Consider the following 18,960-nt stretch of genomic DNA (forward strand, 5'->3'; position numbering starts at 1 on the left):
TTACGTTATCCAACATGCTGGCCGAGGTCGGTCGATGGTGGGAGACCGGAACCTCGTTGTTTGAACTTGAGCTCGATGCCATCAAGGAAAAAAAGACGCACCACGTCTGAAGTTAACCTGCCAATTCAACATCCCGATCCCCGAGCCGTCCACAAAACGCCCTAATATTAGCCTATGCGCAAAATGGACTGCGACATCAGAAAATGTCTGTAGTTTTTCTGTGACGCAAATGGCTTGCTATCAATGCGTTGCGAGTTTGGCAGGCCGGAGGTGGGCTGCTCCGGACGATGAGTGGCGGATCGTTGGTCCGTCAAGCATGGGCGGATATTGCTCAGATATGATCTCGGATCATGACGAATTGAGGTGGTGACAGTTTCAGGGACAGGTCATTCTCTTATTTTTGAGTTTAATGATCTGTTCAAACTGAGCTGGTGGGCAGTATTTGATGCCTGAATGTCGGCGTTCAAAATTGTAGTAGCGGATGTCTCGAGCCATCTCTTTTCGTGCCCATAGGGTCAAAAAACTCGGCCGAACTCCAACTGCCAGTAAATCAGTGGTTCGCGGCAAGTCGGAGTGTCCCATCTCAGCCGCTTGATTTCACCTCTCGGCACCGGAAACTGACGATTTTCGGCGTCAACCATATCCTTCATTCTCCAGCCGTGGCACGTCCTGCTGGCCGCCCTCTGTGGCATGGTGAAGCAGCGTCAGCAACAGATCATTGAGTTCCAGAATGCACAGATCGAGGCTCTGCTAAAGAAGCCGGGAATGATCTGCACCGAATCGTTGTCCTTTTGCGATGAAGGAACGCACTCACCGTGGGGCAACTCGATTTCCACGGTCTGAAGGCGGATTTCCCAGTTGATGCTCGACTGAAATCGCGATCGATTTGTGTTTCCAAAACCTCATTGTCAAAGAGCTTCGCGTTCGGTATCTTTTTTGACCCTGCGGGCGCTTGGCGGGCGAATAGTGCAGCGCTCTGGTTGGAAGGGATCCTCGATGGAGCGTGGTTCTTCAGTCGTGCGTTGTCTTCATCGACCTTACCTGGTCAATGGAGCGTATTCGCTATGCGCTAACCCAAATCTAATGGCCGTGACTAATACGAGCTATCCAGAAATGTTTCCGGCAGCGTTTTTCTCTCGGACAGCCCGGACATCAGCTGATCGACGAGTGTGAAATCCTCAGGTTCTTCGGTGATCACAGTCACCGGACGGTCAGCAGCTTCGGAACTCATGCCCGGAGTTTGAAACGTCTGTCCGGTCTCAGTATCGGAGGCCTCATCAGTATCGGTTTTGTTGACAGAGTCGACGGCTTTGGATTCGGTGAACCGGCCATCAGACGACTGCACACTTGCCGCCATAGTCCGGACATCGTCATCTGCCAGTAAACCCGGGATCCCCGTCGGCAGTACGGTCAGGATGTGCTGCAGTGGACTGACGGCAGCATCCGGAGCGATGACTGAGGCCACCGTAAAGTCAGCGGGGATCGACCATAAACCTGGCTGGCCTGTGCGGCTGATGGCCTGCACCCACACTCGATACGCTCCACTGACCAGGGCCGTCGCGGGCGTGTGCGTATTTGTTGTCAGGGAGTCCTGGCGAATCACAACCTGACGGTCAGACAGTCGCTGCACGTGCAGAATATAGGTCGCCGCATTCTGAACCGACTGCCACTGGAACAGCGGCGTACCCGAATAGCCCGCCCCCGTTGGTGTGATCAGTGAGGTACGGCCGTCCGTATCACCTGCCGCTCGTTCACTCCACGGGGCGGCAATATTGCTGTCCGTCAGGCCCCGGACCCACCAGTAAAATGCCCCACTCGGAAGATCCGTGTCCGGAGTCCAGGATGTCCCGCTGATGCCCGCTGGCTGCAGCACGCCTGACCGGGTGTGAATGTAAAGCTCATAGGAACCCGTTTCCGGCACTGACGTCCATTCAAAAACAGGACGTCGCGTGAATGCGGGGATGATCGGAGAAACTGTCTGCGGGCCCACGTTGAAATCAATCGGATAAGACCACCGAGCCTGCATTCCGCGGGCAGCAATGCCCGCCACCCAGACGCGATACTTACCAAGACCGAGATCCTGTGACGGCGTGAAGGAGGTGCCGGTAACAGTGGTGTCAATGACCTGCCGAGCGCCTGTGGTGATATTGTCGTACCAGATGCGGTATGAGGTGGCTCCGCTCAGTGCGTCCCACGTCAGCGCTGGTGTCAGGCTGGTCTGCTGAAAATCCGGCGTGTGCAGTGTGGCGCGGGACCAGACCCGCATCGCAAGGCCGGGGCCCCAGGCAGAGTTCTGACTGTCCCGTTGCGCTCTGACCCAGATGTTGTACTGTCCAATCGGCAAAGCCCGAGTTGGCGTGAAGGTGGTCTGAGTCGTCGTCGCCAGCAGAAACGGTTTCTCCCCGGTTGACACATTCGTGTACCAGACCTGGTATTCCGTCGCTCCCGATACAGGGTTCCAGCTGACAGGCTGAAATTCATCGGTCGTCTTTGTGTTTCCTTCGGTTGTCCATGATGGCGTACTCAGAGGGACTGTCACCTGGGTGATGGGGAATGAGACCGGACCGATGGTTCTGAGTCTGTCCCCTTCGTCGTAGGGGCGGAACATGATCTGCTGAATGTCGGACGTGGATATCCATTCCGACTGTCGCGGCAGTCCATTCATGTGCGCAACGACATGTGTCCAGCTTCGGCCACCGTTCACACGAATGCGGTCATACTCCCATGTCCCGATGATGTTCAGCGTCCCTTCCTGCAGTGCAACTCCGCTGACAAAGTAAGTCGTGTTGGACGAGGTGGACTTCCCGGATTCGATGTCGGTGACAGTGACGGTGGCCACGTAGCGTCCCGGGGCGGTGTAGGTGTGGGAACCGGTAAAGCTGCGAGCCGAATTCTGCAGGTCGATGACGGCGTCATCGGTACCGTCTGCCCAGTCAATGGTGACGTGATGCTGATCGTTTACATCCAGGTCATCAAACTGTCCCGTCAGAGTCTGCAGCGTCCCCGGCGTAATGGGATCGGCCGGAGTGAGTACCGCGAGGTCAGTCGGAGCAACGTCGGCCACAGTAAACACGCTGGTATAATCGGTGGACTGACCGTTTGGATACAGCACACGAAGAAAGACGACCTGGACTCCGTCTTCTGGAAGTTCCAGAGAATAGCTGGTCTCCGTAGAACCGTCGGCATAGGTGGCCGCTGCAACATCGGACTGCACCGTGGAAAAGACATAACGCAGGTCAGTATCAGGCAGAGTTGTGGCATTTTCGTCACGCGAAATGCTGACTTCGGCATTGCCACCTTCAAGCAGGGTGCTCTCAACATTAATGTGGTGGTACCATTCAATCGAATCAACCGAGAGTGGCACGACGATGGGAACGTGCTCTGAGCCCCCAGAAAGGTGGATATTTTGCAACCCTCCGTTCGCAAACACGGGTATCGTCACAGAGAGTTGATGAAGCGGGTAGTCGCTAAGTGCTTTCAGGGTAATGTGACCGGCAGTCATATTCAGAATCGGCACTGCCGCGTGGGCGGTTAAACTGCCCTGTGCACTGACGTCAATCGAAGCCGTTTCATGCGACGCCCCGGACGTCTTGACAATGGCAAGCCCCCCCACTTGAAAGTAGCCCGGTATGGTCAGGTCCGGCTTCGAGTTATAAAAATCGCTTTGATACTGCAAAAGTTCCTGAACCGGAACGACTTGAGTGAACGGATCGATGTCCGACATCACGCCCTGAAGCTGAATGCCGACACTTCCCACAGTCAGGTCGCCATGGTTCCTGATGGCGATATCTCCATTGTCCGTCATCGCAGCGATGGAATGAATCTGTGTGTGGAGGGGTTTACCTGAGGCCCCCACACCATGGCCTGAATTTTGCCACGCTCCTTCGGCCGAAAAGACTCCGTGACGAGCCGTCACATTCAGCGCATCGCCGGTGAGATTGTCATAAATGGCGCCCACAGTGTCGAATAACGTGCCTTCAATCCCATCATAATCGGCCACGATCAGGACGTCTCCTATTCGTGAAGCAGCATCTGTCTTCCAGGACGTGGCCACATTACTCAGCCAGATATCCTGTGTGGCCAGTAGCGCAATGTTGCCATGTTCACTGGTGACGGAGGATCCGTCCTGCATCCAGATATCGGCGGTGTTGCTGCCGTGGCGCAGCTGATTGTCATATGCGGTTCCGGCTGTAATCACAATCTGTCCGTATCCTCCGGTGTAGACACTGGGCAACTGCAGCAGGTATCCATTGCGTAGATCACCCGCAGCCAGATCATTCCAGCTTCCGTCGCCTTCGATTTCGAGAATGTTCTCATTCACCCCACCGTTAGGTTCGGGGCTGGGGGAACTGTTATTCCAGTAGGCCGGCAGTCCGTTTTGTTCCTCGCCATTCAGCCAGAACGTAACGCCGTCCTCGGGCAGCATCGGCGAATCCACCCATCTCCAGTCGCCTTCGTGTCCCTCATCTGTGCCGCCCGCCAGGGCCGTACGGCCGTCTATTGCGGTGAGAGCGGTCTGAATGGCCTGGTCGCTGGTGAGCACCGCCAGCCAGCCATTCCGCAGTGCGGCGTCTGTTTTCGCCTGGGCGTAGTTCACTTGATTATCCTGTCCGCCAATATGAACATCACTGCCGGAAATATATTGTATTTCTGTTTCGATGCGGACACCGTGACTTCCGATCAGACTGATATTGCCATCGCCCCCGTGCGTAAATACCGGAGCTCCGATGATCAGACTGGTGTCATATTCGAGGACGTACGGCAGGGTGTTTTCCGCCGTAAAATCATTCCAGGTTCCATCAACACGCAGACCTCCAAAGTGTTCCAGCCCCTGATAATTGTCGGGCTGTCCCTCGGCCCAGTTCTCATAGTGTCCATTAACGGGATAGCCCGAGGCCGGACGCCACCACTCGCCTTCATGGCCTTCATCCGTGGCATTAATCCAGACATTGTTGCCATGTGCGGCGGCGAGAACCGCCTGCTGATCCTCTGATGACGTGATACTGGCAACGTGGCCGTTCCGATTTGCAGCGTCATTCAACGCCCCATCAAATGTGAACGTCAGGGTACTTAAACTGAGTTCTCCGTTGGTTTCCAAAACGTAATGGCGAAGCTGATCCCCGTTCAGATCATTCCATGTACCATAGGCAGATCCTCCCGCGGCATACAGTTCGATGTGGTTTTCGTTGTCGTTGGAATTATTCGGTTCGCCGATGTTCCAGTTCTGATACTCATTGTTGACAGATAAGCCATTTGCATCGCCACTCCAGAACTGAACCGGTGCTGCGTAGAACGATTCCTTTGTGCTCGCGTCGATGGACCACTGCCAGTCGCCTTCCCGAGCCTCATCCGTCGCGCCAATCCAGACCATGCTGCCGGCTGCGGCGTCTTCCACGGCCTGCTGATCTTCTTCAGTCAGGATCACGGCAAGGCGACCGCCTCGGGTGATGGCGTTGGCAGCGGCTTCTGCGTGTGTGAATTCCCCTTCGATCATACCCAGAACTGTTTTGGAGCCGTTGGCGACGAGATTCACGTAGCCGCCACCTTCCACGGACAGCGGACCGTCGATCTCCAGCGCGCCTTCGGTGACGATCTGCAGATCTCCTTTGCTGACCGCCAGATCCCCTGCAACCAGATTTCCTTCATTATGAACGTAGATGGAATGAATCGGTACTACGGCGTGAAGGGACTGCACCTGAGTATGAAGCGGGACGGCTTCACTGCCCAGTCCACCAATACTTGCGAGTTGCAGCGAGGCGCTGATAATCTGTAAGTCTGACGCGGAACCGGGATCCGCCGTGTCATTCAAGACCTGTCCCGTCCCATTCCATGTGAACGTGTTTTCGGCTCCCGTCTGGATGACGCCATCGATCTCAACATCGCCCGGTGCGTCAAGCCACACATTGCCGGCGGACGAAGTGATGCTGGCAACCCGCATCGTTTGTCCCAGTGTACTGGTTTGTCCAGCCCCTCTGATGACTCGTGTCGTAGCGATGTAAGGACGTGTCGAAGTGACGGGCAGGTCATTCCAGCCTCCGTCTGCGCTAACCTCGCCAAAGTGCTCGTGGCCTCCATCGTTGTTGGGCTCGGACGGATAGCCGTCGTCCGGATAGTTGTTCCAGTTGGTGAATGCGTCTTCCACAGGCGCTCCGGTACCATTGCCCTTCCAGAACGGGACATCGCGGTAGGCGGGCTCCAGCCAGTGCCAGAAGGATTCGGAACGCGAATCGGAGGCTCCCAGCCAGATTTCCCGGCCATCCGCCAGAGCGGCGATCGACTCCTGCTCCTCGGCTGAGTTGACTGTGGCGACCCAGCCGCCACGCTGATACGCATCAAACCAGGCATTTGCAAACGTGAAGGTCCCGTCCACAAAATCCAGGCCCTGTGGTGTTTCCAGTACATAGGGATTGCCACGCACCTGGACGGGTCGTCGCCACTGCCCTTCGATGAGTTCGTCGGTTGCGTTGACCCAGACAGAAACCGGATGCCCTTGCGCGAGCGAGAAGGCATCCTTCACGAGCTGAATAAAAAGTTCTTCGTCCTGCCGCTTGGTGATGTTGGCAACCACTCCCCCGCGATTTTCCGCATCCACCAGAGCTTCCTGCCAGGTGAACTTCTGCCCCTCCGTGTCAGCCTCGTTTAGTCGGAGCTTGAAAGACGGGTTGCCGTCCACATCAAGGGTTTTCAGCACGTAGTACTGCTGCTGATCATCCGTGACATCATTCCAGTAGGAACTGACAGTGCCGGCAGAATCTGTGTAGACCTTCAGCTCCACATGATTTTCGCTGTTGCCATCATTATTGTTGTTGGGTTCACCCGTATTCCAGTTCGTATAGGCACCATCGACAGCTGATCCTGTTGAATTTCCCTGCCAGAACAGAACCTCGCTGTCGCCGCTGGAAATTCCGGCAGAATACTGCCTTTCAATCTGGTCAGCGGTCAGAACAGTGTTGTAGATCGCAAATTCATCCAGCAGACCATGCAGGCTGGACATGCCGGAAGGACTGTTTCCCAGCAGCCAGTCACCACCTGTGTCACGGATTGAATCTCCGGGCTGAATCTCCAGCTGCGCGACGGACTTACCATCCAGGTAAGTCTTTAATTCACCATGTTCTGCATCAATCACTGTGGCGAAGTGATGCCACTGACCTGGCTGGATGAGACCTGCTTCAGTAGCCAGAGTCAGCTCCGTGCTACCGTCTTTCAACGACATGGCCATGTACAAATATCCACTGGAATTGACCCAGAAGGTGTTTTCACGATTCTGTCCACTGTTGATGTAATCGGTCGGGTTATTTCCGGGATCGCCCTTGAAGTACACCGCCTGCCATGTCTCATCGAGATCATCGACCTGAAACCAGCCGGTGACGGTCTGCGCCTGATCTCCGTGCAACCGGATATTGTCAGGAATCGAGACATGGCTGTTCGACGCCGCGTCGCCAAATCCAGCCGCCGTATTTCCGTCGTAGGAAATGGCTCCTGCCACACCCAGTGTGACACCCGAATAGGTTCCGTTGATCGTGTTGTTCAGATCAACGGCAGTGATCTCTCCTGCGGCTTCTCCCAGACGCCAGAATCCCACCGGGGCGAACTGCCGGACAGCATCCAGCCAGGAGACCTGTTCGCTCTGAACGCTGGGTGCATCCCAGACCGGGGCAACATCATCCCAGAAACCATCACTGCGCATGACGGCAAAGTTTTCGTTGCTGTAGGAATTGACGGGTTGTGTTTGGAATCCCTGAGGATCAACAGCCCAGTTGGTGTAGACATCGGCCAGGGCCTCGCGGATTTCGCTGTGTTCCGTGAGTTCGCTGCCTTCCGTCAGAAGGTTTCCCGTTCGATAATCACCCAGATAGAATGGTGTTGTGAGGACCTCTCCTGCGACCCAGTTCCAGTCTCCTTCGAGACGCACATCGTTCGCACCAAACCAGACGGCTTCACCTTCAGCAACTGTTCTGACAATTCTCTGTTCGTCACTGTCGGAAATTGTGGTCAGCCAGCGACCGTTCGTCCCGGCATCTGTAAATGCCTGAGCATAGCTGAAAGTCCCGTCGATCTTTTCACGGATGTAATCGACTCCCTCTGACAGATGAATGTCTCCATTGGTGGTGACTGTGAGCTGGCCGGTTGTCAGATCTGCGATTTCGACATGTGCCTGAATCTGGACCGTCGGCAGACTGTCCGTGGGTACCGCTCCTGCCAAGGGAGTTCCATCCGCGTCACGCCCGGTGATGGTCAGATTACCCGCGGACCGGATTTCACGGTGCAGTGCGTCTAACTGCAGGTCCGCCACAAATCCGTCGATGACGTAGTGAGTATCGACTGGATAGGGACCATCAGCTATTCCCGCGTCATACTGGCGGGCAATTTGATCTTCGGACAGCACAGTGTTAAAGATCGCGAAGTCGTCCAGTGCGCCGTAGAGCTCTGAGCCGGACGGGCTTTGCCCCAGCCACCAGGCTCCGGGCGTATCTTGAATGCTGTGATCCGTCCCGGTGTCATGAGTCAGAAGAAGTTCTCCGTTCAGGTATACACTCATTTTCCCCTGGACCAGATCCGCAACGGTTGCGAAATGATACCAGGTGTCGGCCTCCACCGGATCCTCAGCGGTGGTCAACGCTTCCTGGGCCGAGCTGTCAGTGAATGTGACACTGAAGTGCAGTTGGCCCGTGGGAGTTACCCAGAAGGTGTTTTCACGATTTGTTCCACTGTCAGTGTAATCGGTCGTACCGGTTCCCTCGTTACCTTTGAAATAGACGGGCTGGAAGTCGGAACTCAGTCTGTCAACCTTGAACCAGCCTGTGACCGTCTGAGCCTGATTCCCGTACAGACTGGAAGAATCCGGAATCGTGACAGAGCCTGTTCCCGAAAAGGAAACCGCCGTATCCGGTTGCTGTTTAATGGGCCCGTCCACACCCAGCGTGACATTGGCGTAGGTTCCGTTGACGCCCGAATGGGACGCGTCACGCGCAACGGTTCCGGTCTTTTCATTCAGGTCCCAGTAACCGACCGGGGCATCCTGCAGAATGGAATAATCGTTCCAGGCCAACAGGCCGATATCGACCACGCTGCCTTCCAGGCGATCGACGCCGCGGGCACGCCCTGTTTCATCGGGCTCGGCCTGCACGTCCAGCGTAAGCTGTTCACCGGCAATCACCGACAGATTAGGCGACAACAGTCGCGCGTCGTGCAGTCGGATCAGGAATGTCTCGTCGGAATCTCCGCTGTCGACGGCTCCGTCAGGGGCATCGATGAAAATCTCATGGCCCTCAATGACGCCACGTGACGTCCCGCCACCACCTGTGATGTCACCGGACAGATTCTTCAGTTCAACGATGCCACTGGGATTGTTGATCGTCCCGCTGATCTGCAGCAGTGGCGTTGCCGTGGACGGATCGGACCACAGATTGCGAGCATAAAACTGCCCTCCCAGGGTCTCTCCGGCGGGAAGTGTTGTCGTGTAATTCAGGTTGTCGTTGGCACTAATGACACTGACATTCGGGGAATACGGAAAACTGACCAGGTCCACATCGCCCACCACCAGATCGCGGCTGGAGTGATTCTCCAGATCGACGTGCGCGTGGGCATAAAATAATGGCGTACCTTTCACCGTGGCCGTATCGGTCGTGAACGTGACATCCAATGCTGCGATGGCACTGATCTTGAAGTCGTAGCTCTGGCCGGCGATGGAATCAGACGGCTGGGGATCATCAAACGATACAGACTCAATCGTGATCTGATCGTATTCGACAATGAAGGGCAGTTCCTGTGTTCCGTCAAGATCGTTCCATGTGTGATTGGAGACCTGATACTGAGCGGCGTTTTCGTTGCCTTCAAAATTGTTCGGCTCGCCCGAGTTCCACTTTTCAAAGGCGTTCACCGGTCGGGTCCATTCGCCTTCGGTGACCTCATCGCTGGCATTGATCCAGAGGCCGACGTATTCGTGATCAGGCAGACATTTTTCCCGGGGATTATTCTGTCCCTCACAGAACTCCTCATGGAACAGTTCCCGTAATCGTTCCTCATCCGCGGCCGACTGGACGTCGGCAATCGTCCCTGCCGGACTGTGAGACGCGGCGTCGGCCAGCGCTTCCTGCCATGTCCAGGTACCGGATTCACGGGCAGAATTCTTTCTCAGTTCGAGAGTCTGGCTGCCGTTGTCGTCGATTGTTTTCAGTACGTAGTAACGCTGTTCGTCGGCGTGAGCGGTAATCCAGTCGGAGTTCAGATTGCCTCGATCGTCGGTTGACATTCGCAGTGCCGCGTAATCGTTCCCGTCTCCTGCCGGCCCGGCAATGTCCACTTCAGTAAACGTTCGAAATGCAAGATCATGGTCGAATACTGTTCCATTCTGCGTGAACATCTCACCCCGTGGATAGGAGTCTTCCTCTGTTCCGTAGTAGTGAGTGAAGGCTAATTCGGAGGACAGGATATCCAGGTAGTACGTCGTATTTGGAATTACCGAGACTTGACCACCGAAATCTACGACGGCCCATTCTCCCGCCCGGACGTTTAAAGCAGTTCCCGTTGCCAACAGGTTGCCACCGAAACCAGGTAGCTGGTCATACAACCCGATAGTGATGTCCGCCGGAACATCGTTCGAGTTGTAAGGGGACGTTCGAACACTCGCTCCAGTGATGTTGTTCGTGCCGGGTTGGAATGACTGTGCCAAATGGCCACCGAAGCCACCGTCGGTTGCCAGGGACTGTGACTGATCAATGACCTGATACCTGGTTCCCCAGTTCGAGTACCCGTTGTCCACGGCGTGACCCGAAGCACCGCCCGTCCAGAACAGCTCATCACCGGTCTGTGTCCAGAAGGTGACGTCCTGTTGTTCGTCTTCCAGCCACTTCCACGTCCCTTCGTGCCCTTCGTCACTGGCTCCAATCCAGAAATCGTCTGTTCCAGGCTGCGTGGCAATAAATTCCTCAAGCAGCTGTTGCTCTGCGGCGGAACGAATTGTGACCAGACGTCCCCCCAGACTTTCGGCGTGCGTCTGCGCCTGGGCAAAGGTGAAACCATTCGGGAAGGCAGCGCTGCTGGCCACGTACTCATACGGCTGAACGACCAGCCCCTCGGCGGCAACAATCGTACCGTCGGCATCCACATCAAGCGTGGCCTGCCTGCGGCCCAGAACCGTTGCATTCCAGTCGATCTCACGATTGGAATTCGGATCGTAGGTCGGTTCAAAGTCGCCCCGGTCACTGTCCGTGACTGCGCTGATATCACCGTCATCAATGAGCTGACCAGCCTGCACCACCAGGTTTTCCGTGACCACCGTGGCTCCGGCAGAACTGGTGATCTGTGACGTCCCGGTATAGTTAATTTCAGCTTCCGACTTTGAAGCGGCGCGACCCCGGCGTGTGTGTGATCGAGTGTGAAGGTTGAGGTCCTGTTGAGTGGCAGTGATTTCCACCCTGTCGCCGACGAGTTTTGCATTATTATTGATTTTGACCGAAGTGGTTTCATTGACATTCACGGTAGCCGTAGCCTGATTGGCGTTCTGCATTCCACCGCCAAAGGCCACCACCACGTCGCCATCCGTGTCGTCCGGCGCGGTATCAATTCCGAGCACTCTGGAATTCAGGTAGATCTCATCGGCGAGCAGATGTGCCCGGCTGATATTGATTTCCGTTGTGTTTTTATTTTCCCCGCTGGATTCGATGTGAATACCGCTGGTGTCATCCTGATTGGCTTTGGACGTTCCGAACAGTGCTCCTGAGTGCGTATTCGACGTCATCAGGTCATCGAGAAAGGTGTAGGCATTCAGCTCGATGGAGTCACCGGCAGACAGTCTGGCACCTTGATCGACATCGATCAAGGATGTGAATGACTGAGCGATTCTGGTATGGGACAAGGCATTCGCATCGAGCGCCCCATAGCTTTTTGTATCGGCGTGCGCTTCGACAGCATCACTGATTTTGGACTCCACAGTGAGATGCTCGTTGGCGTGAAGATTGCCGTAAAGCTGGACTTTCGCCTTGTGATCGACCATCGATGTGGCGTGTGCACCGGCGCCTGATACGATAGCCCCCCCGTAGGCTTCCGTACTGGTGTTCGCATTGCCGGCCGATAGAGCCGTGATATCGATATCACGCGCCGCCTGGACTCGACTGCCGGACGACAAAACGATTGCAACATCCGGACTGGCCGTACTGGTGGAACGTGGCCGGACCGACTGGGCAATCAGAGTGCCACCTGCCGCATGAACATAGCTGGACGCAGTTCCGGTTCCGTCCGGTTTTGCCTGCAGCCCTTTGACGTACTTGAGAGTCTGCGTCCCATTGGCATCATCGATATCAAAAACAAGGTTCTGCAGTCCCTGTCCGACCCCGGTCAGGTCCACGCCCATGGTCCCGATAAACCCGAACTGTCCTGTCTTGGTAACGTCATTTGTATCCGGATCGGTGTCCTTTCCGCTGACCATGATATTGCTGCCGCCGACGGTCTCTGCCAGATGAAAGGAATCGGCGTCAATTTTATTAACGTAGTAAGTGCGACCGGACCCCAGACGTGTCAGTGGCAATTCACGGATGGAAACAAAAGTATGATTGACGGATGAGGCCAGGCCGGAATTGTCAATCGCGATGACTGTTGACGTGTCTCCAGTCAGAGGATAGAGCTGAATGGACTGCGGGTGATTGGTGGTGTTGGCAGCCAGTCCGACCTTGTACCTCCCACCGTCTTCCAGTCCCCCTATGATCTGGTCATTGGAAGCCCCGATCCACGCTGGCTCTGTGTTGTCTGTCATCAGCCCGGTAATCAGATCGTTGTCGTCCTGGGATCCAATTGTGGCAATCCATCCTTTTCGATTCTGGGCATCCTCATGCGCTTCCGGAAAATTGAAGCTTGTCTTGCCGTCACGTAGCGTGGTGATGATCTTGTACCGCGGAAATTCCACCAGGATCGCGGTGTGATGCGTATCCTTATCTTCATCATTCCAGTATCCGCCGCTCAGCATCTCCAGGCCGGTCTCGCGGTTCCTTACGGCCGTAAAACTTCCCCCGTCATTGGGTTCTCCGTCCTGCCAGGGAGGCGCGGGACTCAATGTGGACGACCCGTTTTTTCCACCATCCCAGAACTGCTTGCCATGTTCGGGATCCTGGCCACCACCGTCCCAGACCCAGGTATCTTCCCGGGCATCATCAGATCCGCCCAGCCAGACTGTGTTGTCCGCGGCCGCCGTTTTCGCCTGCTGCCATTCCTCCTGACTGGTAATGGACGGCAGCCACCCACCCTTTCCCTTGGCAAATATCTTGGCCGCCTGCTGACTCATTCCATCCTCATTGGGGAAGAGCACAAACTGCGGATACTCGATCACGTACTGATTGCTCTGCAGCGCTGTTCCCGCGTCGTCACGCCACAAGCCGCTGTTGTCGATCGTGGCGTAATGATTATCGACTGAGGTCAGAGATGGTGTGTCGACCGCCCAGTTGACATAGGCATTTCCCACGACGCTGCCGCCCTGACTCGAAGAACCTCCCGCCCAGAACTGAGTCCCCGTGAGACTGTGGAAAGCGTCGGCTGGTTCTGTCGTATCATCAGATTCAGGCGCCGGGGTCGGCCCTTCTGTCCAGTACCAGGTATTCGGCGCTGCCTCAACACGATATTCAACAATCATGTCGTCAATGAAACCGTTGTCGTCGTAGAAACGGTTGACGCCATTGCCAAGATAGATGGTATTGCTGGGGTCGCTTTCCGGATCACCAGAGAGGTCTGGATCTCCGTTATCCGTGGAAAGAGTGACTGTCTGGTTGACCAGGCCCGAGGAAAAAGAAATCGGGTCTGCTGCCCGATACGTCACATGCTGGCCGTCTTCAAATTTATGATCTGTGAATTGAAAACTCCCATCAGCCTGAACAGTCTCGTCGGTAATCACCCACGGCACCGGCAGGTCGACGTCTGCTTCCCACAGCATGATCGCGTCATCGGCAACGCGATTGACCCGGTAGCTGGTAGCATCCGGCTTCAGACCTTCGATGGCGTCTTCAGGGGCCGGGGAGACAGGCTGATAGATGACTTTGTCCCAGCTCTGAACAATGGACTGCCAGTTTGAGTTTAGGTTATCCTGAGTGACGACCCGTTCCCACGTATCGGCTGTCCCGGTGAGATCGGATACGGGCGTGAACTGCTGTTGAAAGTTGACTCTGCTGTTGAACCGTAACTGATCTGTATCGACGTCGACGCTAGCCTGAGAGCTTTCGATCTGTGAGCCCAGCTGCACGAGTTTGTCGTTAACAACGATAACCTGATATTCCTTGCCAGACTCGAGTCCGCTTACGAGATCATTATTGACCTCGTTCTCATCGACTCCCGTCAAGTACTTGACCACATTTCCAGTCTGCAGACGGTGGAGGTCCGCATACTCGATCGTGTTCTCATCGTCGTCGATCCGCGACGCGTCAAACGTGGAGGGTCTGGGAGACTGGTCCAGCCCGCCAAAAGCTTCTATTTCAATGGCGTTCAGACTCTTGAGATGTGTGCCTGGCCCGACTTCCACTTTGACGGTCGGACTCACCGTCGCATGGCTTTCGGGAGAAAGGACCGTGATGCCGATAGAACCGCCGATCATCTGGGATTCGGTCGCCGCATCAATAAAGGATTGTGCACGCAGTGTGATTCCTTCATCGCCCTCAACTGTGGTTTCAAAGGATGGACGCCACTGTGCCTGATTGTCATAGGCAGATAGCGGATCACCAATCCATGCGGACACTTCCGGGTCGGCAGTGCTGTTCTGGTTCAGGCCACTACCGGCGAAAACCACTCCCACCGAGGTCTGTTTTGACTCGTTCTGCGCGTGGCCCTCGGCATCTGCCTGAACCACGACATTCTCGAACGCTTCGACCGTGGTGACGCCCTCAATGAAAGCAAAAACGGTGGGGGATGTGACGGAACTGGAAATTACCGTATCAACGGATCCACCGATTGATGCCGATACGGCACCAGAATGAATGCTGGATTCGGAATGTCCATCAAATCGGCTTCGCACGTTGGCACTCCCCTGTGGTGCCTGCAGATGCAGTCGATTTGCTCCGCCGTTACCAATCACCGCTGCTTCAAGGGATGCCTCATCTGAGATCTTTGATGTTGTCGTGGAACTGCTGTCAGAGACACTGACGGCCCCGATTGATGCGCTCCAGACAGTGGTCTCGGTCTTCACGTGAGCGCCGGATGTCGCGGTGACATCGATGTCTCCGTTCTGAGCGATAATGTCCATCTCAGATTCACCATCAGACGTCGATTCCACAGTTGCCTGGACGGTGTTTCCAATTGTCTGTTCTGCCTTCGGAACGGCGACTGCAACGGATAATGCGTCAGAGATCGCGACCGACGTGTCACGAGCGACAGCGTAGACTGTCGTATTATCATTGCTGGAAACTGAGATGTCCGTGTAGGCGTCCAGATCACTGTCCTCCACTTTGGCGATCACTTTACTCTGCGATGTGCTGACCGTGTCACTGAGAATCACGGCTCCGGCAAAAGCGATCGGGACGCCTTCTTCCGGCACGGCGATTGCCATCGAAACGCCGACGCTGTGAGTGTCGGCGTAGATGTTTGTCTGCGGTGGTGGGCTATAGCGACTGTAGTTCGGATCGGGATCCGGCAGGTCGGTAGGCAGCAGGTTCGCCAGCACTTTGATTGAACCACTGGAAGCCGTCACCTTTGAGCCCTTTTTAATGGTTGCCTGAACGTCCTCCTTTAGTGTGTTGACCGCCTTCGATTCTCCGTACAGTGCCGCCACAGCCGCCGTTGCTCCACCGGCGACCTGAACGTCAACATCCCAGATCTTGGTGTACAAAGATGGCCTTGCCTCGGCGCTCACTGTGACAGCAGCAGCTTCGAGAAACGTGTTGTCAATCGAAGCGTATGTCCGCGAATGCTCGTCGATGCCCACACTGTTGTGCACGACCGATGTGGCCGCCGACAGATTGATGGCCATCCCCGTGGTCGAGATGCCAACGCCCACGCTGGTGGTTTCCATGTGCGCCTGGACAGATTGTTGTTTGGTGGCCGTAACAGACAATGCCCCGTCCGCTGTGATTGCGGACCCGCCAATCGGATTCGCAGGCGAGTTGGTAATCAGGGCGGACAAATCGGTGGACACCTCATTGGTCGCAAATTGCGTGATGGCCCCCACGTCGAGAGACAGGTCTTTGCCTCCCGTAAGGCTGAGTGAAAACCCGACCTGGTTTCCGAAACTTTTGGACTCGATCGCCGCCTTGTCGTCGGCACGGACGACAAGGCTTCCGCCGGCCCCCACCGAACTGTTATCGATACTGGAAGCGACAGTGTTGCTCACCGTGTTCGTCGCAAACGTGCCGATGTCGCTCACCGAGATCGAAACCGGTGTCTCCTTTAACTTGTTTTCGCTATCAAGGAACTGGATATCGACGTTCGCATTTCCGACTTCCGTAAAGAGGTCAGGATTTGAGACTGCCTGAACGCTGACGTCCCCACCCGCTGCGGTGACAGTGGAGTTGACGATTTCCGCGGCTAACTTGGAGCCGTATTCGTTTTCGCCGTAATTAATACCAACGTGAAGCTCAAACAGATCAGCCGAAACGGTCAGACCGGCAGCCCAAATGGTCGCATGAATTGCCGACTCGTCATCTGCACACACATTGACCGAGTCAAGGGCATCAACCACCGAGTTCTGGATGCCGGCCGTCACATTGCCGGAATCCGAGCCGTCAATCTGATTCTTCGATATCGCCCCGGTAATATTTGCGTCAACGACACCTCCCCGGCTGGCCAGCACACCCAACTGTATGACATAGGTTTTTATCGACGGTGCGGAGGAGGCCTTAACATCCACCGTGCCAGGTGTTGCTACGTCCGACCCCACGGTGAAACCGACGATCTTTGCAAGCACCTGGCATTCTTCATCCAGCCAGTTATGGCTCCAGGCAAACCCTGCCAGTCCCGTGAATGTGCCTTTGGGTGACGTATCAAGTGAGAACGCGATGCCCCCGCTGACAGCAAGGATTGTCGATTCATCCTTAGCAACGACTTTCACATCACCACTCACCGCCAAAGTGCCGGCACTGCCTCGGAGTCCAGTTTGCCTGTCCTCATCACCGATTCGAGCCATCACCTTGCGATTGATCTCGTTCACTGATCCGGATTCAGACCCGTTGATTGACACTTCCGCGTTCGCCGCAGAGACGCTTCCCGAAACGGTGACGGCGCGAATATTGGGATTCGCGTAAGCGTTGACTGTCAGGGATTCACTGGTGATAGCGGTGTTATTGTCCACCAGCGCATCGACAGTCAGGTTTTCGATCTTATTGATGGAATTTGAGCCACCGACGGCCACCGAGCCACCAGCAGCGCCGGCAGCGCCGGGCTCTGGACGCAGTTCTTTCGCCTTCTTCAAGGAGACATCGAAGGCTCCGCCATCGGCATTCATGGAGCGGTGGTTCTGGGCGTCGATGGTAATCGATCCGGCAGCGGCAGTCAGTCCCACGTTGCCGATCGATGCCCGGGTTGTTTCCGTCGTCACCAGATTGATCGACATGTTGAGCGCTGCAGCCGTCGACCAGTGTTTGTCGTCCGCCGAAGAAACCCCCAGCGAACCAGAGATGGCCCAGACGCCAAAGGCATCTTCCGCAACAGTCGACTGCGCTGCCTCCGCTGTCACCAATACGTCGCCAGACACGTTCACCGGCACTAATGAATCTCGCTCCGGCGTGGACGTGTCCCGCAAGTGAGCTTCGGTATACACATCAAGACTATTGACGGCAAAGGAACCCGCGAATGCGACTGCCGTGCCTTCAGATGCACCAGCATAGGCCCCGGCTCCGCTGAAAGCCCAATGAAGCGTGTCGTCGGTCGCCGTAACCTCAAGATCGCCGCCGCCGTCGGAACCTATGGTGACTTCGGAAAAACCGGCCACGTCGATCTGAGCATCGGCGATGTCGCTGACCAGATTCACAGCCGCGTCACCAGCGAAGGCGAATGCAGATTTGTCGTCGTCGATCGGCAGGTCGCCGTCGCCGATCTTCGAGCTGCCCTGTAACGCATTGCGGTCCTTATCGATTTGCTCATTGATATCTTCTTCTTCTTTGAATTCTTCGACGATCGGATTCGAAGATTCTCGTCCGACCGCTCCCGCCCCCACAATGGAGAAATTGCCTGTAACCCCGTTGTTTGCAGCGGTCACTGCCAGTCCGGCGACCGTTAGCGTGCCGAGTGCGGCGGGTAGGTCAACGCCGGCAGCACTGCCGTAAGGTAATTCATCGGCGTATTCATCGGACCACTTCCGCCGACCGGTAAACGCACCTGTGTGGCGGTTGACGTTAACGACACCACCGCTCATGCCGATCCCAATCGGGCCCCAGGAAAAACCTCCGGTGACGGCTTCCGTAATAACGTCGCTGGATGATGTTATGTTGAGCGCACCGCCGTCGATGATCGCGCCCGCATCAACCTGCGCGACCGTCGTGCTTTCATGTCCGGCATAGACGGCGCTGGCGGCCACGGCGCCTTTGTCCGAATCGGAACCCGACTGAGCAATCTGAGTCGAGTGAACCGTTTCGTTGGCCTCAACGGTCAAACCGCTGCCTGACGTATCGGTGTGGATGGAAACACCCTCTTCCACCACTGCCGCAGTCGTGTTGTCGAGAAACTGCAGCATCGTTGAACCACCGAAGCCAAAACTTCCCGATTTGTTACCAAAGAAGGATATGGCATTGTTGCCGTCTTTGGGTTCAGCTTTAAAACGCCCAAGTTCCTTGAAATTCACTCTTAGATGCATGATGCCGGCAAGAGTGACAAATTGTTGTGTGGTGTCGGCAGACAGGGTGACCGTTTGCGTTGAACTTGCCGCCTGCAGGTCCAGGCCCTGATTAATTTTTGCCCCTGTTTTAATCGTTGCTGTCGAATTGTTGTCATAGACGTTCAGTCCCACTGATAACGTAAACGCAACGTCCGGCAGATTATCGCTATTGTTTGTGAAAG

At 55.7% G+C, this 18,960-nt stretch carries 1 protein-coding gene; it reads right to left on the bottom strand.

What is annotated here, in order from left to right; genetic code table 11:
• Positions 1-1,093: 1,093 nt before the first annotated feature.
• Complete coding sequence (locus Q0294_RS00435; RefSeq protein ID WP_299459494.1) at positions 1,094-18,910, bottom strand: lectin-like protein; 17,817 nt, start codon at positions 18,908-18,910, stop codon at positions 1,094-1,096.
• Positions 18,911-18,960 lie beyond the last annotated feature (50 nt).

Source organism: uncultured Gimesia sp., assembly GCF_937919775.1.
Classification (GTDB): Bacteria; Planctomycetota; Planctomycetia; order Planctomycetales; family Planctomycetaceae; genus Gimesia.